At 61.3% G+C, this 20,510-nt stretch carries 21 protein-coding genes; all 21 read right to left on the reverse strand.

Going from position 1 to position 20,510, the window contains the following annotated elements:
- Nucleotides 1-7 precede the first annotated feature (7 nt).
- Nucleotides 8-2,137, reverse strand: a complete 2,130-nt coding sequence (gene flhA, locus AB4O09_RS22715) for a flagellar biosynthesis protein FlhA (protein WP_038858961.1) — start codon at nt 2,135-2,137, stop codon at nt 8-10.
- Nucleotides 2,138-2,272: 135 nt separating this feature from the next.
- Nucleotides 2,273-3,409, reverse strand: coding sequence for a flagellar biosynthesis protein FlhB (gene flhB, locus AB4O09_RS22720; RefSeq protein WP_038858959.1), 1,137 nt, complete (start codon nt 3,407-3,409; stop codon nt 2,273-2,275).
- Nucleotides 3,410-3,412: 3 nt separating this feature from the next.
- The gene (gene fliR / locus AB4O09_RS22725) at nt 3,413-4,195 is read right to left on the reverse strand and encodes a flagellar biosynthetic protein FliR (protein ID WP_038858958.1); all 783 of its coding nucleotides are present in this window, start codon (nt 4,193-4,195) and stop codon (nt 3,413-3,415) included.
- Between the two features lie 4 nt (nt 4,196-4,199).
- Nucleotides 4,200-4,469 carry a flagellar biosynthesis protein FliQ gene (gene fliQ, locus AB4O09_RS22730; RefSeq protein ID WP_038858957.1) on the reverse strand — a complete coding sequence of 90 codons (270 nt, stop codon included), beginning with the start codon at nt 4,467-4,469 and terminating at the stop codon, nt 4,200-4,202.
- A gap of 23 nt (nt 4,470-4,492) precedes the next feature.
- Nucleotides 4,493-5,242, reverse strand: a complete 750-nt coding sequence (fliP, locus tag AB4O09_RS22735) for a flagellar type III secretion system pore protein FliP (protein ID WP_003199111.1) — start codon at nt 5,240-5,242, stop codon at nt 4,493-4,495.
- Entirely contained in the window at nt 5,242-5,679 is a 438-nt protein-coding gene (gene fliO / locus AB4O09_RS22740; protein ID WP_038858956.1) for a flagellar biosynthetic protein FliO, read from the reverse strand. Before fliO ends, fliP begins: the two co-directional genes overlap by 1 nt.
- Complete coding sequence (gene fliN, locus AB4O09_RS22745; RefSeq protein WP_003199107.1) at nt 5,680-6,138, reverse strand: flagellar motor switch protein FliN; 459 nt, start codon at nt 6,136-6,138, stop codon at nt 5,680-5,682.
- A 71-nt stretch (nt 6,139-6,209) separates the two neighbouring features.
- The gene (fliM, locus tag AB4O09_RS22750) at nt 6,210-7,178 is read right to left on the reverse strand and encodes a flagellar motor switch protein FliM (RefSeq protein ID WP_003199105.1); all 969 of its coding nucleotides are present in this window, start codon (nt 7,176-7,178) and stop codon (nt 6,210-6,212) included.
- A 9-nt stretch (nt 7,179-7,187) separates the two neighbouring features.
- Nucleotides 7,188-7,691 (reverse strand): flagellar basal body-associated protein FliL, encoded by a 504-nt coding sequence (gene fliL / locus AB4O09_RS22755; RefSeq protein WP_038858955.1) that lies wholly within the window; start codon nt 7,689-7,691, stop codon nt 7,188-7,190.
- Nucleotides 7,692-7,920: 229 nt separating this feature from the next.
- On the reverse strand, nt 7,921-9,294 hold the full coding sequence (locus tag AB4O09_RS22760; RefSeq protein ID WP_038857534.1) for a flagellar hook-length control protein FliK: 1,374 nt from the start codon (nt 9,292-9,294) through the stop codon (nt 7,921-7,923).
- A gap of 88 nt (nt 9,295-9,382) precedes the next feature.
- Nucleotides 9,383-9,727: an Hpt domain-containing protein gene (locus tag AB4O09_RS22765; protein ID WP_003199096.1), complete on the reverse strand. Its 345-nt coding sequence runs from the start codon at nt 9,725-9,727 to the stop codon at nt 9,383-9,385.
- 31 nt (nt 9,728-9,758) lie between these two features.
- Nucleotides 9,759-11,465 (reverse strand): ATP-binding SpoIIE family protein phosphatase, encoded by a 1,707-nt coding sequence (locus AB4O09_RS22770; RefSeq protein WP_038857535.1) that lies wholly within the window; start codon nt 11,463-11,465, stop codon nt 9,759-9,761.
- 5 nt (nt 11,466-11,470) lie between these two features.
- Nucleotides 11,471-11,776, reverse strand: coding sequence for an STAS domain-containing protein (locus tag AB4O09_RS22775; RefSeq protein ID WP_003199093.1), 306 nt, complete (start codon nt 11,774-11,776; stop codon nt 11,471-11,473).
- 102 nt (nt 11,777-11,878) lie between these two features.
- Nucleotides 11,879-12,328: a flagellar export protein FliJ gene (gene fliJ / locus AB4O09_RS22780; protein WP_003199091.1), complete on the reverse strand. Its 450-nt coding sequence runs from the start codon at nt 12,326-12,328 to the stop codon at nt 11,879-11,881.
- Between the two features lie 6 nt (nt 12,329-12,334).
- The gene (gene fliI, locus AB4O09_RS22785; protein ID WP_003199089.1) at nt 12,335-13,693 is read right to left on the reverse strand and encodes a flagellar protein export ATPase FliI; all 1,359 of its coding nucleotides are present in this window, start codon (nt 13,691-13,693) and stop codon (nt 12,335-12,337) included.
- Nucleotides 13,683-14,528 carry a flagellar assembly protein FliH gene (gene fliH / locus AB4O09_RS22790; protein WP_003199088.1) on the reverse strand — a complete coding sequence of 282 codons (846 nt, stop codon included), beginning with the start codon at nt 14,526-14,528 and terminating at the stop codon, nt 13,683-13,685. Before fliH ends, fliI begins: the two co-directional genes overlap by 11 nt.
- A gap of 7 nt (nt 14,529-14,535) precedes the next feature.
- Nucleotides 14,536-15,555 carry a flagellar motor switch protein FliG gene (fliG, locus tag AB4O09_RS22795; protein ID WP_003199086.1) on the reverse strand — a complete coding sequence of 340 codons (1,020 nt, stop codon included), beginning with the start codon at nt 15,553-15,555 and terminating at the stop codon, nt 14,536-14,538.
- A complete protein-coding gene (fliF, locus tag AB4O09_RS22800; RefSeq protein ID WP_003199084.1) occupies nt 15,548-17,332 on the reverse strand; it encodes a flagellar basal-body MS-ring/collar protein FliF in 1,785 nt (594 codons plus the stop codon). The genes fliG and fliF overlap by 8 nt, the downstream gene beginning before the upstream one ends.
- Before the next feature lie 15 nt (nt 17,333-17,347).
- Nucleotides 17,348-17,674, reverse strand: coding sequence for a flagellar hook-basal body complex protein FliE (fliE, locus tag AB4O09_RS22805; protein WP_003199082.1), 327 nt, complete (start codon nt 17,672-17,674; stop codon nt 17,348-17,350).
- A gap of 223 nt (nt 17,675-17,897) precedes the next feature.
- Complete coding sequence (gene fleR, locus AB4O09_RS22810) at nt 17,898-19,292, reverse strand: sigma-54-dependent response regulator transcription factor FleR (protein ID WP_028236946.1); 1,395 nt, start codon at nt 19,290-19,292, stop codon at nt 17,898-17,900.
- 5 nt (nt 19,293-19,297) lie between these two features.
- Nucleotides 19,298-20,506, reverse strand: a complete 1,209-nt coding sequence (locus tag AB4O09_RS22815; protein WP_003199078.1) for a sensor histidine kinase — start codon at nt 20,504-20,506, stop codon at nt 19,298-19,300.
- Nucleotides 20,507-20,510 lie beyond the last annotated feature (4 nt).

The raw sequence follows: 20,510 nt of genomic DNA on the forward strand, positions 1-20,510 counted from the left end.
CACTACCTCAGCCGTTGGGCCCTACTGTCGCAACGATGGTCACTTGCTTGTTGTCCGGTATTTCCTGGTACGCCAGCACATGCAACCCCGGGACCGCGAGGCGCCCGAATCGCGAGAGCATCGCGCGAATCGGGCCGGCCACCAGCAGGATCACCGGTTGGCCTTGCATCTCTTGCCGCTGGGCTGCTTCGATCAGCGAACGCTGCAGCTTCTCGGCCATGCTTGGCTCCAGCAGGACACCCTCTTCCGAGCCTTGTCCTGCCTTCTGCAGACTATTGAGCAATATCTGTTCCAACCTTGGCTCCAACGTGATCACAGGCAGCTCAGACTCAGTGCCTACAATGCTTTGGACGATTGCGCGGGACACGCCGACCCGAACCGCAGCCACCAGGGCGGCGGTATCTTGACTCTTGGAGGCGTTGTTGGCGATAGCCTCGGCAATACTGCGTATGTCGCGCACGGGCACCTGTTCGGCCAACAGCGCCTGCAGCACCTTGAGCAACTGCGACAACGAAATCACGCCCGGCACCAGCTCTTCGGCCAGCTTCGGCGAGCCTTTGGCCAGTACTTGCAGGAGTTGCTGGACTTCTTCGTGGCCAATCAGCTCGCTGGAATGCTTGTACAGGATCTGGTTCAAGTGGGTCGCCACCACCGTACTGGCGTCCACCACGGTATAGCCGAGGGACTGGGCCTGGGCCCGCTGGCTGATTTCGATCCACACCGCTTCCAGGCCGAAAGCCGGATCCTTGGCGGTGATGCCACTGAGGGAGCCGTAGACCTGCCCGGGGTTGATCGCCAGCTCGCGGTCGGGGTAGATCTCGGCTTCGGCCAGGATCACCCCCATCAACGTCAGGCGATAGGCGCTCGGCGCCAGGTCGAGGTTATCGCGGATATGCACGGTCGGCATCAGGAAGCCCAGGTCCTGGGACAGCTTCTTGCGCACCCCCTTGATCCGCGCCAGCAACTGACCACCCTGGTTGCGGTCGACCAATGGAATCAAGCGGTAACCGACTTCCAGGCCGATCATGTCGATTGGCGTCACGTCATCCCAGCCCAGTTCCTTGGTTTCCATGGCACGGGCCGGCGACGGCAGCAGCTCCTGCTGGCGCTTGACCTCTTGCAGGGCCTGGACTTTCTGCACGTTCTGCTTCTTCCAGAACAGGTAGGCACCGCCGCCAGCCAGGGCAGCCATGCTCAGGAAGGAAAAGTGCGGCATGCCCGGCACCAGGCCCATGACTGCCATCAGGCCGGCGGCAACCGCCAGGGCCTTGGGCGAGGCGAACATTTGCCGGCCGATCTGCTTGCCCATGTCTTCGGAGCCCGAAGCGCGGGTCACCATGATCGCAGCAGCTGTGGATAACAACAGTGATGGCAATTGCGCCACCAAACCGTCACCGATGGTCAACAAGGCGTAAACCTTGCCAGCGTCGCCGAACGTCATGTTGTGCTGGAAGATACCGACGGCCATGCCGCCGATCAGGTTGATGAACAGAATCAGCAGGCCGGCGATGGCGTCACCGCGCACGAATTTGCTGGCACCGTCCATGGAACCGTAGAACTCGGCTTCCTGGGCCACTTCCAGGCGACGCAGCTTGGCCTGGCTCTGGTCGATCAGGCCAGCGTTGAGATCGGCGTCGATCGCCATTTGCTTGCCGGGCATCGCATCGAGGGTGAAACGCGCGCTCACCTCGGAAATCCGCCCGGCGCCCTTGGTCACCACAACGAAGTTGATGATCATCAAGATGGCGAAGACCACGATACCGACCACGTAGTTGCCGCCGATCACCACCTCGCCAAAGGCCTGGATCACTTTACCGGCGGCGGCGTGCCCCTCCTGGCCATGGAGCATGACCACCCGGGTGGATGCCACGTTGAGCGCCAGACGCATGAGCGTCGCCACCAGCAGAATGGTCGGGAACACCGCAAAGTCCAACGGCCGCAGGGCGTAGACGCACACCAGCAGCACGACGATCGACAGGGCGATGTTGAACGTGAAGAACACGTCCAGCAGGAACGGCGGCACCGGCAGCATCATCATGGCGAGCATGACCATCAGCAACACCGGCACGCCCAGATTGCCCCGGCTGAGGTCGGCTACATTGCTGCGCGCGGTGCTGAGTAACTGAGAGCGATCCACCAATAATCCCCGTTCCTGTGAAGCAAACTTTTGACGCCCGGAGGGGGCGCAGACGGGGTATTGCAAGAAGCCTTCCAACTTTTGTCGGAGGCTGAAATAGAGGGGTTGAAGGGACGCTGACCTGTGGGAGCCGACTCAGGAATCACGCCGCAAATCCGGCGGGATCGGCAGGTCCTTGAGCGGTTCGGGGCGTTTGCCCTTGCCGGCGCGGTGCTGGCGGATCTGGTAGACGTAGGCCAGCACCTGGGCCACGGCCAGGTACAGGCCGCCGGGGATTTCCTGGTCGAGTTCGGTGGAGTAGTAAATCGACCGTGCCAGCGCCGGGGACTCGAGCAGCATCACCTCATTGGCCACGGCGATCTCACGGATCTTCAGTGCCAGGAAGTCACTGCCCTTGGCCAGCAACACGGGAGCGTTGCCTTTCTCGGGGTCGTACTTGAGCGCCACGGCATAGTGGGTCGGGTTGGTGATGACCACATCGGCGTCTGGGATCGCTGCCATCATCCGCCGCTGGGACACCTCGCGCTGCAACTGGCGAATCCGCTGCTTGACCTCCGGCTTGCCCTCTTGGTCCTTGTACTCGTCACGTATCTCCTGCTTGGTCATCATCAGCTTCTGCTTGCTCTGATACAGCTGGATCGGCACGTCGATAGCGGCGATCAGGATCAGGCCACAGGCCATCCACAAGGTGCTCCAGCCGACCAATTGCACGCTGTGGATAATGGCTTGCTCAAGGGGCTCATGGGCAATGCGCAGCAGGTCGTCGATATCGGCTTGCAGCACCGTGAGCGCGACGAACAGTACTAGCAGGAATTTCCCAAGCGCCTTCAGTAGCTCCATCACCGCTGTGGTGGAAAACATCCGCTTGAGGCCCGCCGCAGGGTTCATCCGGCTGAATTTCGGAGCCATGGTCTTGCCGGAAAACAGCCACCCCCCCAAGGAAATCGGCCCTAGACAGGCTGCCAGCAGCAAAAAAATCAGGATCGGTTGCAACGAAATGATCGCGATCTTGCCAGAATGCAAAAGATACTGCGCCATGGCGCCAGGACTCAGCAGCACCTCACGGGGCAGGGAGAAATTCAGGCGCATGATTTCCAGCAGGTCCAGGGCCAAACCGCCGCCATAAATCAGCAACCCACCCGCCCCGGCCAGCATCACAGCCAGCGTGTTGAGTTCTTTGGAGCGGGCGATCTCGCCCTTTTCCCGGGACTCGCGCAAGCGCTTTTCCGTGGGGTCTTCTGTCTTGTCCTGACCACTCTCGCTCTCGGCCATGGTTCAGCGCGCCTGCGCCATGTCACGTAGCAGCTGCAAGGCCTGAACAGCCAGCGGCTGATACTGGTTGAGGATATCCCCCAGGCTGACCCAGAAGATCACCATGCCCAGCACGAGGGTCATCGGGAAGCCAATGGAAAAGATATTCAATTGCGGCGCCGCGCGAGTCATCACGCCAAACGCAATGTTGACCACCAGCAACGCGGTGATCGCCGGCAATACCAGCACCATCGCCGCGCCCAGGACCCAGCCCAACTTGCCAGCGATTTCCCAGAAATGATTGACCAGCAACGCACTGCCCACCGGCATGGTGGTAAAGCTCTCGGTCAATACCTCGAACACCACCAGATGCCCGTTCATGGCAAGAAACAACAGCGTCACCAGCATCGTCAGGAACTGACCAATCACTGCCGTCGTCACACCGTTGGTAGGGTCGACCATGGACGCGAAGGCCATGCCCATCTGGACCGAGATGATTTGTCCGGCGACTACGAACGCCTGAAAAAACAGCTGCAACGAGAACCCCATCAAGGTACCAATAAGGATCTGCTCCGCGACCAGCATCAGCGCGCTGAGGTCCAGGGCATTGACCGGCGGCATCGGTGGTAGCCCAGGCGCGATGACAACCGTGATCGCCAGGGCGAAATACAAACGCACGCGCCGAGGCACCAGGGTCGTGCCGAAGACCGGCATACTCATCAACACCGCGGTGACGCGAAACAGCGGCAGGATGAACGATGCCACCCAGGAACTGATCTGGGTGTCCGTCAGCGCGAGCATCGACATGAGGTCAGCCGATCAACTGCGGAATACTGCCGTACAACTGCAGGATGTATTCCATGAAGGTTTGTACCATCCAGGGGCCGGCAACGATCAACGTCACCAGCATCACCAGCAGGCGCGGCAGGAAGCTCAAGGTCTGCTCGTTGATCTGGGTCGCGGCCTGGAACATCGCCACCAGCAACCCCACCAGCAGGCTGGGGATCACCAGGATGGCAACCATCATGGTCGTCAGCCAGAGCGCTTCACGGAACAGGTCTACCGCTACTTCAGGCGTCATATCATCCTACCCGCACAAAAGGCCTAAACACCGCCGAAACTGCCCGCCAGGGTACCGATAATCAGCGCCCAGCCATCCACCAGCACAAACAGCATGATCTTGAACGGCAGGGAAATGATCAACGGAGAGAGCATCATCATGCCCATGGCCATCAGGATACTGGCGACCACCAGGTCAATGATCAGGAAAGGGATGAAAATCATGAAGCCAATCTGGAAAGCGGTCTTGAGCTCGGACGTCACGAACGCCGGCACCAGGATGGTCAGCGGCGCCTGATCGGCACTGGGGATATCGGTGCGCTTGGACAGGCGCATGAACAGCTCCAGGTCGCTGCTGCGAGTCTGGGCCAGCATGAAATCCTTGATCGGCACTTCAGCCTTGGCCACGGCATCCTGGGCGGTGATTTTTTCTGCCAGGTAAGGTTGCAACGCATCCTGGTTCACCCGGTCGAACACCGGTGCCATGATGAACATGGTCAGGAACAGCGCCATGCCGGTGAGGATCTGGTTCGAGGGCGTCTGTTGCAGGCCCAGGGCCTGGCGCAGGATCGAAAAGACAATGATGATCCGGGTGAAGCTGGTCATCAGCATGACGAACGCCGGTATGAAACTCAGCGCGGTCATGATCAGCAGGATCTGCAGGCTGACCGAGTACTCCTGGGCCCCTTCGGCGTTGGTTCCGAGGGTGATCGCCGGGATCGACAACGGGTCGGCGGCGAACGCCAACGGTGCGGCCAGCATCAGGGCCAATGCCAACAGAATGCGCAACGGCATTACTTTCTATCCTTCTGGTCTTTACCCAACAGTTCCATGAGGCGCTGGGCAAATTCGGGGCTGGCCTGCTCGGCGGAGGGCACCTGCACCGGCTCCTTGAGGACGTGCAAGGCGGTGATGGTGCCCGGGCTCAGGCCCAGCAGGATCTGCTCGTTGCCGACCTGCACCAGCACCAGCCGGTCGCGTGGCCCGAGCGCGCGGGTACCGACGATGTCGATGACCTGCCCCTTGCCAGCCGGCCCCGCCTGCTGCACACGCCGCAACAGCCAGGCGAGAAAGAAGATCAAGCCCAGCACCAGCAGCAAGCCGAGCACCAATTGCGCCAATTGCCCTGCGACACCACTGCCTGCTGCCGGCGCAGCGGCGGCCGTGGCAACCGGTTCGGCCGCCAGCACACTCAATGGCAGCATCGCGGCTGCTGCGAAGAAACCTTTCACTTAGCGCAACTTCTTGATGCGTTCGCTCGGGCTGATCACGTCCGTCAGGCGAATGCCGAACTTCTCGTTGACCACCACCACTTCGCCATGGGCGATCAAGGTGCCGTTGACCAGTACATCGAGCGGCTCGCCAGCCAGGCGGTCCAGTTCGATCACCGAGCCTTGGTTGAGCTGCAGCAGGTTGCGGATGTTGATGTCGGTGCTGCCCACTTCCATGGAAATCGACACCGGGATATCGAGAATCACATCCAGGTTCGGGCCATCGAGAGTTACCGGCTCATGACTCTTCGGCACACTGCCAAATTCTTCCATCTGCAGGCGGCTGGATGCATGGGCGCCAGTGTCGGCCGCCAGCAAGGCGTCGATGTCGGCTTGCCCGGCATCGCCGGTTTCTTCCAGGGCCGCAGCCCATTCGTCGGCCAGCGCCTGGTCATCCTGGGTATTCATATCGTCAGCCATCATGTGTCCTCGGCGGGCAAAAATTCAGTTAGAAGCAAAATCCGTTACAAACTTAAGGCGTTCGACACCGCTCAGCGGCGTTCGATCGGCTCGATCACCTGCAACGCCAGGTTGCCTTTGTGAGAGCCCATCTTGACCTTGAAGGCCGGCACGCCATTGGCGCGCATGACCATGTCTTCCGGCATCTCGACGGGAATGATGTCCCCCGGCTGCATGTGCAGGATGTCCCGCAGACGCAGTTGGCGCCGAGCGACTGTAGCGCCGATCGGCACGTCGACATCCAGCACGTCCTGGCGCAAAGCGTTGATCCAGCGTTCGTCCTGGTCGTCGAGGTCCGACTGGAAACCGGCGTCGAGCATTTCACGCACCGGTTCGATCATCGAGTACGGCATGGTCACGTGCAGGTCGCCGCCACCGCCATCGAGCTCGATGTGGAAGGTCGAGACCACGATGGCTTCGCTCGGACCGACGATGTTGGCCATGGCCGGGTTCACTTCCGAGTTGATGTACTCGAAGTTCACTTCCATGATCGCCTGCCAGGCTTCCTTCAAGTCGACGAAGGCCTGCTCCAGCACCATGCGCACCACCCGCAGCTCGGTCGGGGTGAATTCCCGACCTTCGATCTTGGCGTGACGGCCGTCACCACCGAAGAAGTTGTCCACCAGCTTGAACACCAATTTGGCGTCCAGGATGAACAACGCGGTGCCGCGCAACGGCTTGATCTTCACCAGGTTGAGGCTGGTGGGTACGTACAGCGAGTGCACGTACTCACCGAACTTCATCACCTGCACGCCACCGACGGCCACGTCGGCCGAGCGGCGCAGCATGTTGAACATGCTGATGCGGGTGTAACGGGCGAAACGTTCGTTGATCATTTCCAGGGTCGGCATGCGTCCGCGAACGATGCGATCCTGGCTGGTCAGGTCGTAGCTTTTGACGCTGCCCGGTTCAGCAGCGTTTTCGGTCTGTACCAGACCGTCGTCGACACCATGCAACAGCGCATCGATTTCGTCCTGGGACAGCAGGTCCTGCACGGCCATGTCGTGTTCCTACTGCAATACGAAGTTAGTGAAGAGCAACTGTTCGATCACCACTTTGCCAAGCTCTTTCTGAGCGACTTCCTGCACGCTGGCCGTGGCTTTCTGACGCAACATTTCCTGGCCGACCGGAGTGGCCAGGGTGTCGAAATTCTGTCCGGAAAACAGCATCACCAGGTTATTGCGGATCAGTGGCATATGCACCCGCAGCGCCTCCAGATCAGCCTGGTTGCGACCCAGCAGGGTAATGCTCACCTGCATGTAGCGTTGACGACCGTTCTGGGTGTAGTTGGCCACGAAGGCTGGCGCCATCGGTTCGAAAATCGCCGGCTGCTTGCCCACTGGCGCAGCTTCGACCGCGACTGACGACTTGCTTTGAGCGCTGTGCATGAAATACCAGGTCGCGCCCACAGACACACCGATCGCCAAAAGCAAACCCACCACGATCATGATGATCAGCTTGAGTTTGCCTTTGGTTGCAGGGTCTTTTACAGCTGCTGCTTCACTCTTCGCCATGCCAATAATCCGTCACTAATCGGGGTTTTCACTGTTGCACGGCAAGGCTGGAGCAAGTGTTATGCCAGAAGTGGCAAGAGAGAAGATGGCGGGCCGGGTGCAATCTTTGATCGCCCAAAAAGCAATGTGGGAGCGAGCTTGCTCGCGATAGCAGTGGATCTGTCACTACAAGGGTGACTGACAGTCCGCTATCGCGAGCAAGCTCGCCCCCACAGAGGGTGTTGAGGCGTCAGGCGTAGTAGTCGACCGCGCTGCTGCCGATGACGCTGGTGGTACTGGCCGCCACTTCAGCAACGCTGGCCGGCAGATGCTCATCCACCGAGTCCACTCGCCCACCGGACGACGTCGTGCGCCCGGCCTGGGCTTGTTGCTGGGCCTGCTGCCCCTGGTTCTGCGAGCCACGGGATTGATCGGACACGCTGACGTCGACCTGGCCCATGCCCTGCTGGGCAAAACTGTCCCGCAGGCGATGCAACTGACCTTCGAGGGCTTCGCGAACGCCGGGGTGGGCGCTCATGAACGTGACCTGGGTCTGCTGGTCCGGAACCATGTTCACCCGGATATCCAGGCGCCCGAGTTCGGCGGGTTGCAGCTGGATGTCGGCCGCCTTGAGATTGACGCTGGACAGGTACATCACCCGGTTGACCACCTCCTCGGTCCAACCGCTCTGATTCATCGCGATAGGTTGATTGACCGGCACCGCGTTGGCGGTCTTGGGTGTAGCAGCCTGGGTCAGTGCGGCCAGGCGGTTGGCGAAATCGTCCACGCGTGTGTCACTGGACGCGGCGCCGAGGTCCTTGAGGCCCTCGCTGATCAAGCCGCCGAATGCCTTGTCGCCGCCCTGACTGCCGGACTCGGTACTGTTCTGATCGGCCTGCACGGTGAGCATGCTCGCCATGCCCGCGGCGAAGGTCTGCGCCGAAGTCGGTTCACCGTCGAGCGACGCCGGGGCAGTAGTCTTGGATTGCGCCTGGCTAGCGGCGGAAACATGACCGCCCTGCTCCATCGCCAAACGCAACGCTGGCAACGCATCGAGCGGGTCGGCTTCAGGGTCAAAGGCTGGATCGACCTCCGGGGCCACCGTAGCCTGGGCCGGCGTGACCAGCGGGGCAACCGGTGCCGCGACGGCCGTGGTGACCTGAACCTCGGTCGTGACCACAGGCGCAGGTTCCGGTGCGATTGTCGCCACCGGCACCGTCATGTCGGGCAGCAATCCTGGATCAAGGCTCGGATCGACGGGTGCAGCATCCGCCACTGGCGTTTCAGCCGAGTCAGCGTTGTCGTCGCGGGCGGCCTTGTCGTCAGCGCTGGCCGGTTTGTCGGCGGGCAAGGGTTTGCCGCTATCGGCAACCGTCGGTTCCGAGGCGGCAGAGGTTTGGTTGCCGGTGTCTTTTTTGACGGTGTTGCTGGAGGCGTTGTCGCGCGCCGATTTCACCGGTGGCTCAGGGGCCGCCGCTGCCTTGGCAGGCGCCTGCTTGGCGAAGACTTGAGCGAAGCTGGAGGCTCTATCCCCGAGATCCGGGGCCGCTGCCGGTGAATTGACGGCGACCTGGGGCTTGGCCTGGACAGAGGCCTGAAGCAGTGTATTGGGGGTAACGGGCATATAAAGGTCTCCGCTGCACTGGAATCATAGGTACAGTCGAGACTAGGTAATGCAATGCACGGGCCAACGTCTGCCCGACCGTCAAATCTCAGCAGTGAAAGCCTTCGCGCTCTTCTCGGCAAAGCTTGCGAACATGAGCGAATTCACTGTCGATTTCGTTGACCAGTTTCTCGATACCACCCAATGAGGGCTGTTTGGCACGCTGCTCCAGTTCGCCACACAGCTCGGCCAGGCGGATAGCGCCCATGTTGCTGCTGCTACCCTTGAAGCTGTGGGCCGTGGCGCTCAGTTTTTCAGCGTCCCGCGCCTCATGCAGCACGCGCAGGCGAGCCTCCGAGTCATTGAGAAACGTATCCAGCAACTCCAGATACCCCTCCTCCATGACTTCCTTCAGCGTGCTGAGCACGTCGCGGTCCAGATGAATCTCGTTCACTTGTTCGCTCCCTGATCAAGAATGGCGCCGATTATGCCGGAGCCTCCCAGAAAAACTCCACGCGCGCACTACGACCATCGTCTGACCAACTGGCTTGGTGGCTCAACTGGCGTACCAGGCTCACGCCGCGCCCCGACAACCGATCAGTGTCCACAGGACGCGCCAGCACCCTGGCGACATCAAAGCCTTCGCCACTGTCCTCGACCTCTATGGCCAGGCACCCACCCTCACCGTTTGGCGAGACATGCAAGTGCACCCGCACGTAGCCGTCGCTCAGTTCATCCAGGCGCGTATTGCGCTCCCTGTAATAGCGGGCAAAACCCGCCGCGTCACGCTTGAGACTGGAGTCGAGCCCCAGCACCCCATGATCCAGGGCATTGGAATACAGCTCCGACATGACGCTGTAAAGGGCGCCACTCTGCACCCTGAGCCCATGGACCTCAAGCAGCAATTGCAGCAAGTAGGGCATCGGGTTGAAGCGTTTTAGCGTCTGCGCCCGGAACTCGAAGCTCACCGACCAATCCAGCGGGCTGGACTGACCGCTATCGGAATAGACCGGTGGCGGCGGATTGAGTTGCGTCGGTGCGACCAATCGCAACTCGACCATGCTGAAGTCATCCCGCGACTCACCGCGAAAATCCCGCAAGGCCTGCTGGATGTCTTCAAACAGCAGGTCGGGTTCACGGTTGGCGGCGAACACCTGTTGCAGCCGTTCCACGCCAAACAGTTGCTCGTCTTCGTCGGTGGTATCGATCACACCGTCGGACAACAGGAACACCCGGTCACCCAGCGACATGGTATGCACTTCGGTGCGGTCATCGAATAATTGAGGTGTGAGCACGCCCAACGGCAGGTGCCGCGCCGGCAATGGCGTACGCACGCCACTGAGGCTGTCATGCAGGTATCCATCGGGCATGCCGCCGTTCCAGATCTCTACCGTGCAACGCTGGAAGCTCAGGCATAACAACGTCGCGCAACAGAACATGTCGACGGGCAGGATGCGCTTGAGCTTGGCATTCATCTCACGCAGGATCTGCGCCAGGCCGTAGCCCTTGGCGGTCATCCCGTAGAACACTTCCGCCAGCGGCATCGCGCCGACCGCCGCGGGCAAACCGTGGCCGGTGAAATCCCCCAGCAGGACGTGCATGTCGCCGGCCGGATTGAACGCTGCCAACAGCAGATCACCGTTGAACAAGGCATAAGGCGATTGCAAGTAACGGATGTTCGGCGCGCTCAGGCAGCCGGAGTGGGCGATCTTGTCGAACACGGCCTTGGCGACCCGTTGCTCGTTGAGCAAGTAGTCATGGTGCCGGGCAATCTGGTCGCGCTGCTCCACCACCGTGGCCTGCAACCGACGCAAGCGATCCATGGCCTTGATCTTGGCCGCCAGGATCACTTGGTTGTAGGGTTTGGCCAGGAAATCGTCGCCGCCCGCTTCCACGCAACGGGCCAGGGCTTCGCCCTCAGTCAACGAGGTGAGGAAAATGATCGGGACCAACTGGTCCCCGGCCAACTGCTTGATCTTCTGCGCGGCTTCAAAGCCGTCCATCACCGGCATCATCGCGTCCATCAACACCAGGTGCGGACGCTGCTCCAGATAGACGTCGACCGCTTCGGCGCCATCGGCCGCAGTGAGCACATGATGCCCCTGGCGGCGGACGATGGTCGACAACAGCAGTCGGTCAGCGGCACTGTCTTCGGCAATCAGGACCGTCAGCGACTCCGACGACGATTGCATGGCGATCAACTGATGTCGAACAGCTTGTCGAAATTGGAGATCGCGAGGATTTTCTTGACGTCATTGCTGCTGTTGACAACGCGGATATCCGACGCATCGCCACCGGCATGATCACGCAACAGCAGGAGCATGCCCAAGGCGGAACTGTCGAGATAAGTGGCGTCTTTCAAATCCACCACGATGGAGTCAGGTTTTTTGTTGAGCCGTTCATAGGACTCACGAAATTCCTGATGCCGCCCGAAATCGAATCGACCTTTGATCGAGATCGTCAGCTTATGCCCATCGGGGGATACTTCGGTAACAACTGACATGATCGGCTTCCTTGTCATGGACATACGTGTACAAGGTGTAGCATCTGGTAAAGGTCTGAGCAAGGTTTTGCCTCATTCAGCCGACAAAATCGCGGTTTCGCATCAATAGGGATTCTGGCGTGGCAGGCGCTGGGACAACTCATCGAGGAGTTTCTGTTCGCGCTTGTCTTCCAGTTGCCGTGCCTCATCAATATAGCGCTGCACCAGTTTGCGCAGCCCTTCGACCCGGGCAAACGCCTCTTGCCAGCTCTGGCGGGCCTTCTCCAGGTTGTTCTGGTGCCAGACCAGGCTCTGGCGCTGCTGGTCGATAGCGGTACCCAACTGCGCAAGGAATCCTTGGTAACCCAATAACCACTGCCCGGAAACCCCGTGGGCGCCCCGGGCGATCCACTGCTCCTGGTACTCGAGTCGAAAGTTTTCGAGGTCTGCCAGTTTGCTTTCGGCGACTTTGACCTGGCCCTGAAAATACGCCAGTCGCTGGACGGCAGTCTTCTCGGCCTTTTCCGCCATGTCCACCACTGGCGCCAGGCGTGCCGCACGACTCGTGGCCATGGCCGGTTACGTGCCTGAGACCGGGGCGAAAATAGTCTGCAAATGCGCTTCGCTGGCGCCCATACCGATGTTGTCGTTCAGGCTCTGGCGCAGGTAAACGGCCATGGCCGGGTAAAGACTGATGGCGGTGTCGGTCTCACGGTCACCACCGGGGACATAGGCGCCGACGCTGATCAGGTCGCGGCTTTGCTGGTAGCGCGACCAGTACTGCTTGAACTGCTGGGCGCGCTTCATGTGTTCGGCGCTGATCACCGACGGCATGACCCGGCTGATGGACGCCTCGATGTCGATGGCCGGGTAATGCCCTTCTTCGGCCAGGCGCCTGGACAGCACGATGTGCCCGTCGAGTACGCCCCGGGCCGAGTCGGCGATGGGATCCTGCTGGTCGTCGCCTTCGGACAGCACGGTATAGAACGCGGTGATCGAACCGCCGCCCTTTTCCGCATTGCCGGCGCGCTCCACCAGTTTCGGCAGCTTGGCGAATACCGAAGGCGGATAACCCTTGGTGGCCGGCGGCTCGCCGATGGCCAGGGCGATTTCCCTCTGGGCCTGGGCGAAACGGGTCAGCGAATCCATCAACAGCAGGACGTTCTTGCCCTTGTCGCGAAAGTACTCGGCAATGCGCGTGCAGTACATGGCTGCCCGCAGGCGCATCAATGGCGCATCGTCCGCCGGCGAAGCCACCACCACCGAACGCTTGAGCCCTTCCTCGCCAAGAATGTGCTCGATGAATTCCTTCACCTCGCGACCCCGCTCGCCGATCAGCCCCACCACGATGATGTCGGCTTCGGTGAAGCGGGTCATCATGCCCAGCAGCACACTTTTGCCCACCCCGGTACCGGCGAACAGGCCCAGACGCTGGCCGCGTCCGACCGTCAATAAACCGTTGATGCAGCGGATGCCCACGTCCAGCGGTACGCTGATGGGGTCACGCTTGAGGGGATTGATCGTCGGGCCGTCCATCGGCACCCAGTCTTCAGCCTTCATGCCGCCCTTGCCGTCCAGGGCCCGCCCGGCCCCGTCCAGCACGCGCCCGAGCATGCTCATGCCCATGGGCAGGCGGCCATTGTCGGCCAGGGGCACCACGCGCGCACCCGGGGCGATGCCAGCAACGCTGCCCACCGGCATCAAGAAGACCTTGCTGCCGGAGAAGCCCATGACTTCAGCTTCGACCTGCACCGGGTGATAGCTGTCGTCGTTGATCACCATGCAACGGCTGCCCATGGCGGCACGAAGACCTTCGGCTTCGAGGGTCAGGCCGACCATGCGCAGCAGGCGGCCTTCCAGGATCGGTTGACCGGCCAGCTCGCTGGCCTCGGCGTAGCTGCCCAGGCGCTTGCCGAAACTGGTTCGCTCAAGGCGCATCGCGGTTGTCCAGTGCAGAAGCGTCCAATTCAGGTACATCCAAGCCAGCATCGGCCGGCGCGGCATCAGCGCTGATCAGGGGTTCGTCCGGCAACTCCAGGCTCAGATCGGGAGCGGCCGGATGCAGGGCCTGTTCGTGCAACTGGTCGAACAATTTGGCCATGATCTGACTGATGCGCGTTTCAACGGTGGCGTCGATGCGGCTGTGTTCGGTTTCCACACGGCAGCCGCCGGGCAGCAGCGAAGCGTCCTCGACGATACGCCAGGTTTCTTCATGGCGTTCGCGCAGCGCCTTGACCAGCTCGAAGTCCTGGGGATTGATGTACAGCCGCACGTTGCCCACGCCCAATGGCAACAACTTGAGCGCTTCGCGCATGACATGTTCGATCTGGGTCGAATCGATGGCCAGTTCGCGCTGGATCACTTGCCGGGCGATGTGCTGCACCAGCCCCACCAGGGATTTCTCGATCTGGCTGTCCTGCTCGGCGATAGGGTCGAACAGGTTGAGCATCAGCGATTCCAAGGCACGGAGCTTGGCCGTCAGCGCCACATCGGCTTCCTGGCGGACCTTGAGCGAGGTGCTGTGGAAGCCTTCCTTTTCACCCACGGCAAAGCCTTCGTTGTAGGCTTCCTGGCGAATGCTCTCGACTTCCTCGAGGGTCAGTGGCTGGACTTCCTCCAGCGGCACTTCCTCCGGTTCCGGCAGCTCTTCCACCGGTTCCGGCTCAGGCTCGGGAACATGGGGGTCGAAGCTGGGCAGCGACCAGACGTCGAAACCACCGACGTCACGGGCGCGGATCAGGTCGCTGGGTGCTTCATCACTCTTGGCAGACATAACGACCTTAGATCATCTCTTCGCCGCCCTTGCCACCGAGAACGATCTCCCCGGCTTCGGCCATGCGGCGGGCGATGGTGAGGATTTCCTTCTGTGCGGTTTCCACGTCGCTGACGCGTACCGGGCCCTTGGCCTCGAGATCGTCGCGCAACAGTTCGGCCGCCCGTTTGGACATGTTCTTGAAGATCTTTTCCTTGACGCCTTCGTCCGACCCCTTGAGGGCCAGTACCAGCACGTCGGACGACACTTCGCGCAACAGCGCCTGGATGCCACGATCGTCGACATCGGACAGGTTGTTGAACACGAACATGAGGTCTTCGATCTGACCGGACAGGTCTTCGTCGAACTCGCGGATCGAGTCCATCAACTGACCTTCGATCGAACTGTCGAGGAAGTTCATGATGTCCGCCGCGCGCTTGATGCCACCCAGGGTGGTGCGCGAGGCATTGGAGTTGCCCGAGAACTGCTTCTCGAGAATCTGGTTCAATTCTTTCAGGGCCGCCGGCTGCACGGTGTTGAGCGAAGACACCCGCAGGATGATGTCCAGGCGCACCTTGTGGTCGAAGTTGCCCAACACTTCACCGGCCTGGTCCGGATCGAGGTAAGCCACCACGATCGCCTGGATCTGCGGGTGCTCGTAACGGATCACGTCGGCAACCGCCCGCGGCTCCATCCACTTGAGGCTGTCCAGGCCGCTGGTGTTGCCGCCCAACAGGATCCGGTCGATCAGGCCGTTGGCCTTGTCCTCGCCCAGTGCCTGGGTGAGCATCTTGCGCACATAGTCGTCGGAACCGACGCCCAGGCTGGTCTGATCGCCGACGATGTCGACGAACTCACTCATCACCTGCTCGACCTGTTCACGGTGCACGTTGCCCATTTGTGCCATGGCCACGCCCACACGCTGGACCTCCTTGGGCCCCATGTGGCGCAGCACCTGGGCAGCGTCGGTCGAACCCAGGGACAGCAGCAGGATCGCGGCTTTGTCGACCCGGGACAATTTGGCAACAGCGGCTCGATTATCACTCATCTGCGTTAATCCACTCTTTCACGACCTGGGCCACACGACCCGGATCTTCTGCCACCAGACTCTTGATGGCGTTCAACTGAGCGTCATAGCCTTCACTCGGGCTTGGCAGCAGAATGCTCTGCGGCCCGCCGAGGCTGACGCGATCGTTGGCCAATTCGCCATCCAGGCCGCCCATGCCTCCCAGCTCGACATCACCAAAACCTGCCAACTGCTTGCTCTTGCCGCCACCGGTGATGTTGTTGAGCACCGGACGCAGCACGCCAAACACCAGCACCAGGATAAACAGCACACCCAGTACTTGCTTGACCACATCCCAGAACCAGGGTTGCGAATAAAACGGAATATCGGCGACCACTTCACCGCGTTCCAGGGAGAACGGTACGTTGATCACGCTGACGCTGTCGCCGCGGCTGGCGTCGAAACCGACGGCGTCCTGCACCAGGCGAGTAAAGCGCGCCAATTCGTCGGCACTCCATGGTGCACGACTGGTTTCGCCGTTGGCCGCATTGACCTTGACCTGATCGTCCACCACCACGGCGACCGACAAGCGGGTCAAACGGCCCTGCTGCTGCTTGGTGTGGCTGATGGAGCGGTCGAGTTCGAAGTTCTTGGTCGACTGCTGACGCTTGTCGGCCGGATACGGCGCCAGCATCGGCTGGCCGGTGGCCGGGTCCATGATCTGCTGGCCATTGGCATCGATCAGCGGTTGGCCTGGCTGCACCATGCCGGCGGCCGCCGTGGCGCCACCGGTGGTTTGCGGCGCGCTGGCCGGCGACGGCGGCTGGTTGCTCAGGGCACCCGGTACGCCTTGCGGGCCATTGCTGGCAGTACGCTGCTCATTCACCGACTGTTCGCTGCGCAACGCCGGTTGATCCGGGTTGAACTGCTCGGAAGTGGACTCGACGGCGCTGAAGTCGACATCAGCCGACACTTCGGCTTTGTAGCGATCGTTACCCAGGATCGGTTGCAGGATGTTGTGCACCCGCTGGGTCAGCATGCCTTCCATGCGGCGGCTGTAATCGAATTGCTTGCCGGCCATGGTCAGTTCGGAGTTTTCCGCCTGATCGGACAGCAGGTTGCCTTTCTGGTCGACCACAGTGATCTGCGATTTGCTCAGCTCAGGTACGCTGGTTGCCACCAGGTTGATGATGGCAAGCACTTGGCCTGGCTCCAGGGAGCGGCCCGAATACAGCTCGACCAATACCGAAGCGCTGGGCTTGCGCTCATCGCGCACGAACACCGAGCTTTTCGGGATCGCCAGGTGCACACGGGCGCCCTTGACGTTGTTCAGGCTGGAAATGGTCCGCGCCAGCTCACCCTCCAGGCCGCGACGATAACGGGTCGCTTCCATGAATTGGCTGGTGCCCAGGCCCTGGTCCTTGTCGAGGATCTCGAAACCGATGTTGCCATCGGTAGGCGTCACGCCAGCCGCAGCGAGTTTGAGGCGCGCACGGGCAACGTCATCGGCCTTGACCAGCAACGCGCCGGAGTTGGGTTCGACGGTGTAAGGAATGTCGGCGGAAGCCAGGGTTTCCATGACTTGCTTGGCGTCCATGCCCGCCAGGCTGCCATACAGCGGCCGGTAGTCCGGCTGCTGGGACCACAGCACCACGGCAAAACCAATCGCCACGCTGGCAGCCAGGCCGACCAACAGGCCCACCTGACGCAGCATGGTCATCTCGGAGAGATTTTCCAGGAAGGACAGACCGAATAGCGGCGGTTTGCCGTCTACCGGAGTGGCCTTGGCCGGAACGTTATCAACGGCTGCTTCTGCCATGACTCAATAATTTCCTTAAACCGGCATCTGCATGATGTCTTGGTAGGCTTGAACCAGTTTGTTACGAACCTGGGTCAACGCCTGAAACGAGACACTGGCTTTCTGCGAGGAGATCATTACGTCCGTCAGGTCGACGCCACTTTTGCCAATCTCGAAAGCACTGGCCAACTGGTTCGATGCCTGCTGGGTATCGTTCACTTTATTGACGGCCTGACCGAGCATGTCGGAAAAGCTGCTGCCACCCACCTGGGGGACCGCGACCGATTTAGGCTGGGCCATGGCGTCCATTTGCATGGCCCGCATGTCCAACATCAACCGATTAAATTCAATACCTTGGCTCATGGTCTACTCTCTCTGGCGGCCCGCATTTTTTTGACACTTGCTCAGCGGGTATTCAGGTATTAGCAACAAGGGTGCCAGCTCCATGGCCGCAAAAAACAAATGCGCGCACAACTCCATTGTGGGAGCGAGCTTGCTCGCGATAACCCATCACATCCGACCTCAACTTGACTGACCCACCGCTATCGCGAGCAAGCTCGCTCCCACAGGGATTTTTGGCGCTTATTCAACTGGCGAACAGATAAGCCTCGACATCCATGCCGGCGTCGCGCATTTGCGCCAGTTTGTAGCGCAGGGTACGCGGGCTGATCCCCAGGCGTTCGGCCGCCTCCTTGCGACGACCGCGTTCGGCGCGCAGGGTGTCGATGATCATCTGGAATTCGCGACGACGCAGGTCGTCTCCCAAGGCGCCGGCCGACTCGCCCTCCACTTCCACCGCAGGCGCAAAGGCCGCTGCTGGTACTGGCGACAGAGCAGGCAATGGCGCGCAGGCCACCGGGCCGGCCAGGCAGAAATCCTCCGGTTGGATCAAGCCGCCCTGCTGCAGGATCAAGGCCCGCTGGATGGCGTTATCGAGCTCTCGGACATTTCCCGGCCATGGGTAGGCAATCAGGCAGGCCTGAGCCTGCGCTGATAGCCGCGCCGCCGCATGCTTCATTTTATTGACGTGTTTGTTCAGCAGACGCTCAGCCAGAGGCAGGATATCGGCGGTGCGCTCGCGCAACGGACGCCAGGCCAGCGGGAATACCGACAGGCGGTAATAGAGATCCTCACGAAACCGCCCCGCCGCCACTTCGCCGGCCAGGTCGCGGTTGGTGGTCGCCACCACGCGGATATCCAGGCTGATGGGCTTGCGCGCACCGACCCGTTCCACTTCCCGCTCCTGCAATACCCGCAGCAACTTGGCCTGCAAGCCCATCGGCATTTCGGAAATTTCATCGAGCAGGATCGTGCCGCCGTCGGCTTGTTCGAATTTACCGGCCTGAGCCGCGATGGCCCCCGTGAACGAGCCCTTTTCGTGACCGAACAGTGTCGCTTCGAGCATGTTGTCGGGAATCGCCGCGCAATTGATGGCAATGAACGGTTCGCTGGCGCGTCGGGACTGTTGATGGATATAGCGCGCCAGCACTTCCTTGCCCGTACCGGACTCGCCGGAAATCAACACGGTTGAGTCGCTGCGTGCCACCCGCGCGGCCAATTCCAGCAGTTGCGCACTGGCTGGTTCAAAGGCCACCGGGCCTTCGCCCTCGACCGCGAGGCTGCCCAAGGCATGACGCGCGACCAGGTCCAGCAGCGCTTTTGGCTCGAACGGCTTGACCAGGTAATCCGCGGCGCCCTGGCGCATGGCATCCACCGCTCGCTCGACGGCGCCGTGAGCGGTCATCAGCAAGACCGGCAGTTGCGGCTGACGGGCGCGCAACAGGCCGAGTAATTGATGGCCGTCCATGCCCGGCATATTGACGTCACTGACCACCAGGCTGAATGCTTCGCGCCCCACCGCCAGCAGCGCTTCTTCCGCCGAACCGACAGCGGCATAGTCGTGCCCGGCCAGCACCAGTGTATCGGCCAGCGCCTCGCGCAGGGCCCGGTCATCCTCAACCAGTAACACCTTGATCGCCATTGCTTTCACTCCACCACTGGCGCATTGGAAAACAGCGGCAAGCACACCGTCGCACAGGTGCCACGACCCAACCGCGAGCGCAGTTGCAATTCTCCCTGGTGGGCACGCGCCACAGCCTTGACCACGGTCAGGCCCAGGCCGGTGCCAGTGGTCTTGGTGGTGAAAAATGGCTCGCCCAAGCGCGCCAGCACGGCCGGCGCGATACCACTGCCGTTGTCGCTGACACACAGGCGCAAGGTGTGGTCGCGTGTATATAAGTGCACTTTCAGCCGGACGTCGCCGCCGCTGGCCTGGATCGCGTTTTCGATGAGGTTCAGCACCGCGCCCACCAACGTGTCGCGGTTACATAACACTTCGCCGACGTGGCTGTCGCACTGCCAACGGATCGGCAGCTCCTGTACATGGGTCAACGCCGCGGCCTGCAGTGATTGCAGCAAGGCCTTGGGGGTGACACGGTCGGTCAACGGCAGCTCGCCGCGAGCGAATACCAGCATGTCGCGCACCTGGTGCTCCAGTTCGTGCAGGCGTTCTTTCAAGCGTCCGGCGAACCGTTGCTGGGTTTCCATCGGCAATTGCTGTTCAGTCAGATGACTGGCATAGAGCAGCGCGGCAGAAAGCGGCGTACGAATCTGATGGGCCAGCGACGCCACCATCCGCCCCAGGGAAGAGAGGCGCTCATGGCGAGCCAGCTGGTCTTGCAAGTGACGGGTTTCAGTCAAGTCATTGAGCAGCACCAACTGCCCCGGCTCGGCATCCAGCGAGCGCGTCGAGATGGACAGGCGCCGACCGTCCTTGAGGGAGACCTCATGACCATCGTCTTCACGGGGCGCAAAGCAGCGGGCGATGACATGCCGCCACAGCTCGCCTTCCAACGGCAGGCCGAGCAACTCGCAGGCCGCGGGGTTGGCTTCGCGTACACGGCCGTGGGCGTCGATGACGATAACGCCACCGGGCAACAGATCGAGGAGATTTTGCAGACGATTAGCCAGGCGTTCCTTTTCCGCCAGCTCCTGCATGCGCTGGGCGCTGACCACGGCCAGCTCACCCTTGAGCTCGGTGACCCGGGCTTCGAGCAGGCTGTAGGAATCAGTCAGTTGGCTGGACATCTGGTTGAACAGCGAAAATGCCTGCTCAAGTCCAAGCCGGCTTGCCTGCTCGGCGGACGGCATGTGTTCCGGCTCGGGGACAGGAGACATCTGGGCGGCTAGGGTCATCGTG

Source organism: Pseudomonas sp. H1_F01, from assembly GCF_054681425.1.

What these genes read in the sequence shown, in the direction of transcription:
- fliN (WP_003199107.1), bottom strand. Translation starts at nt 6,138, where the DNA reads ATGGCTGACGATATGAATACCCAGGATGACCAGGCGCTGGCCGACGAA.
- fliQ (WP_038858957.1), bottom strand. Translation starts at nt 4,469, where the DNA reads ATGACGCCTGAAGTAGCGGTAGACCTGTTCCGTGAAGCGCTCTGGCTG.
- fliJ (WP_003199091.1), bottom strand. Translation starts at nt 12,328, where the DNA reads ATGGCCACGAGTCGTGCGGCACGCCTGGCGCCAGTGGTGGACATGGCG.
- fliG (WP_003199086.1), bottom strand. Translation starts at nt 15,555, where the DNA reads ATGAGTGATAATCGAGCCGCTGTTGCCAAATTGTCCCGGGTCGACAAA.
- fliF (WP_003199084.1), bottom strand. Translation starts at nt 17,332, where the DNA reads ATGGCAGAAGCAGCCGTTGATAACGTTCCGGCCAAGGCCACTCCGGTA.
- AB4O09_RS22775 (WP_003199093.1), bottom strand. Translation starts at nt 11,776, where the DNA reads ATGTCAGTTGTTACCGAAGTATCCCCCGATGGGCATAAGCTGACGATC.
- AB4O09_RS22770 (WP_038857535.1), bottom strand. Translation starts at nt 11,465, where the DNA reads ATGCAATCGTCGTCGGAGTCGCTGACGGTCCTGATTGCCGAAGACAGT.
- fliI (WP_003199089.1), bottom strand. Translation starts at nt 13,693, where the DNA reads ATGCGCCTTGAGCGAACCAGTTTCGGCAAGCGCCTGGGCAGCTACGCC.
- fliM (WP_003199105.1), bottom strand. Translation starts at nt 7,178, where the DNA reads ATGGCCGTGCAGGACCTGCTGTCCCAGGACGAAATCGATGCGCTGTTG.
- fliH (WP_003199088.1), bottom strand. Translation starts at nt 14,528, where the DNA reads ATGTCTGCCAAGAGTGATGAAGCACCCAGCGACCTGATCCGCGCCCGT.
- flhB (WP_038858959.1), bottom strand. Translation starts at nt 3,409, where the DNA reads ATGGCCGAGAGCGAGAGTGGTCAGGACAAGACAGAAGACCCCACGGAA.
- fliE (WP_003199082.1), bottom strand. Translation starts at nt 17,674, where the DNA reads ATGAGCCAAGGTATTGAATTTAATCGGTTGATGTTGGACATGCGGGCC.
- AB4O09_RS22760 (WP_038857534.1), bottom strand. Translation starts at nt 9,294, where the DNA reads ATGCCCGTTACCCCCAATACACTGCTTCAGGCCTCTGTCCAGGCCAAG.
- fliL (WP_038858955.1), bottom strand. Translation starts at nt 7,691, where the DNA reads ATGGCGAAGAGTGAAGCAGCAGCTGTAAAAGACCCTGCAACCAAAGGC.
- AB4O09_RS22815 (WP_003199078.1), bottom strand. Translation starts at nt 20,506, where the DNA reads ATGACCCTAGCCGCCCAGATGTCTCCTGTCCCCGAGCCGGAACACATG.
- fliP (WP_003199111.1), bottom strand. Translation starts at nt 5,242, where the DNA reads ATGCCGTTGCGCATTCTGTTGGCATTGGCCCTGATGCTGGCCGCACCG.
- fleR (WP_028236946.1), bottom strand. Translation starts at nt 19,292, where the DNA reads ATGGCGATCAAGGTGTTACTGGTTGAGGATGACCGGGCCCTGCGCGAG.
- fliR (WP_038858958.1), bottom strand. Translation starts at nt 4,195, where the DNA reads ATGTCGATGCTCGCGCTGACGGACACCCAGATCAGTTCCTGGGTGGCA.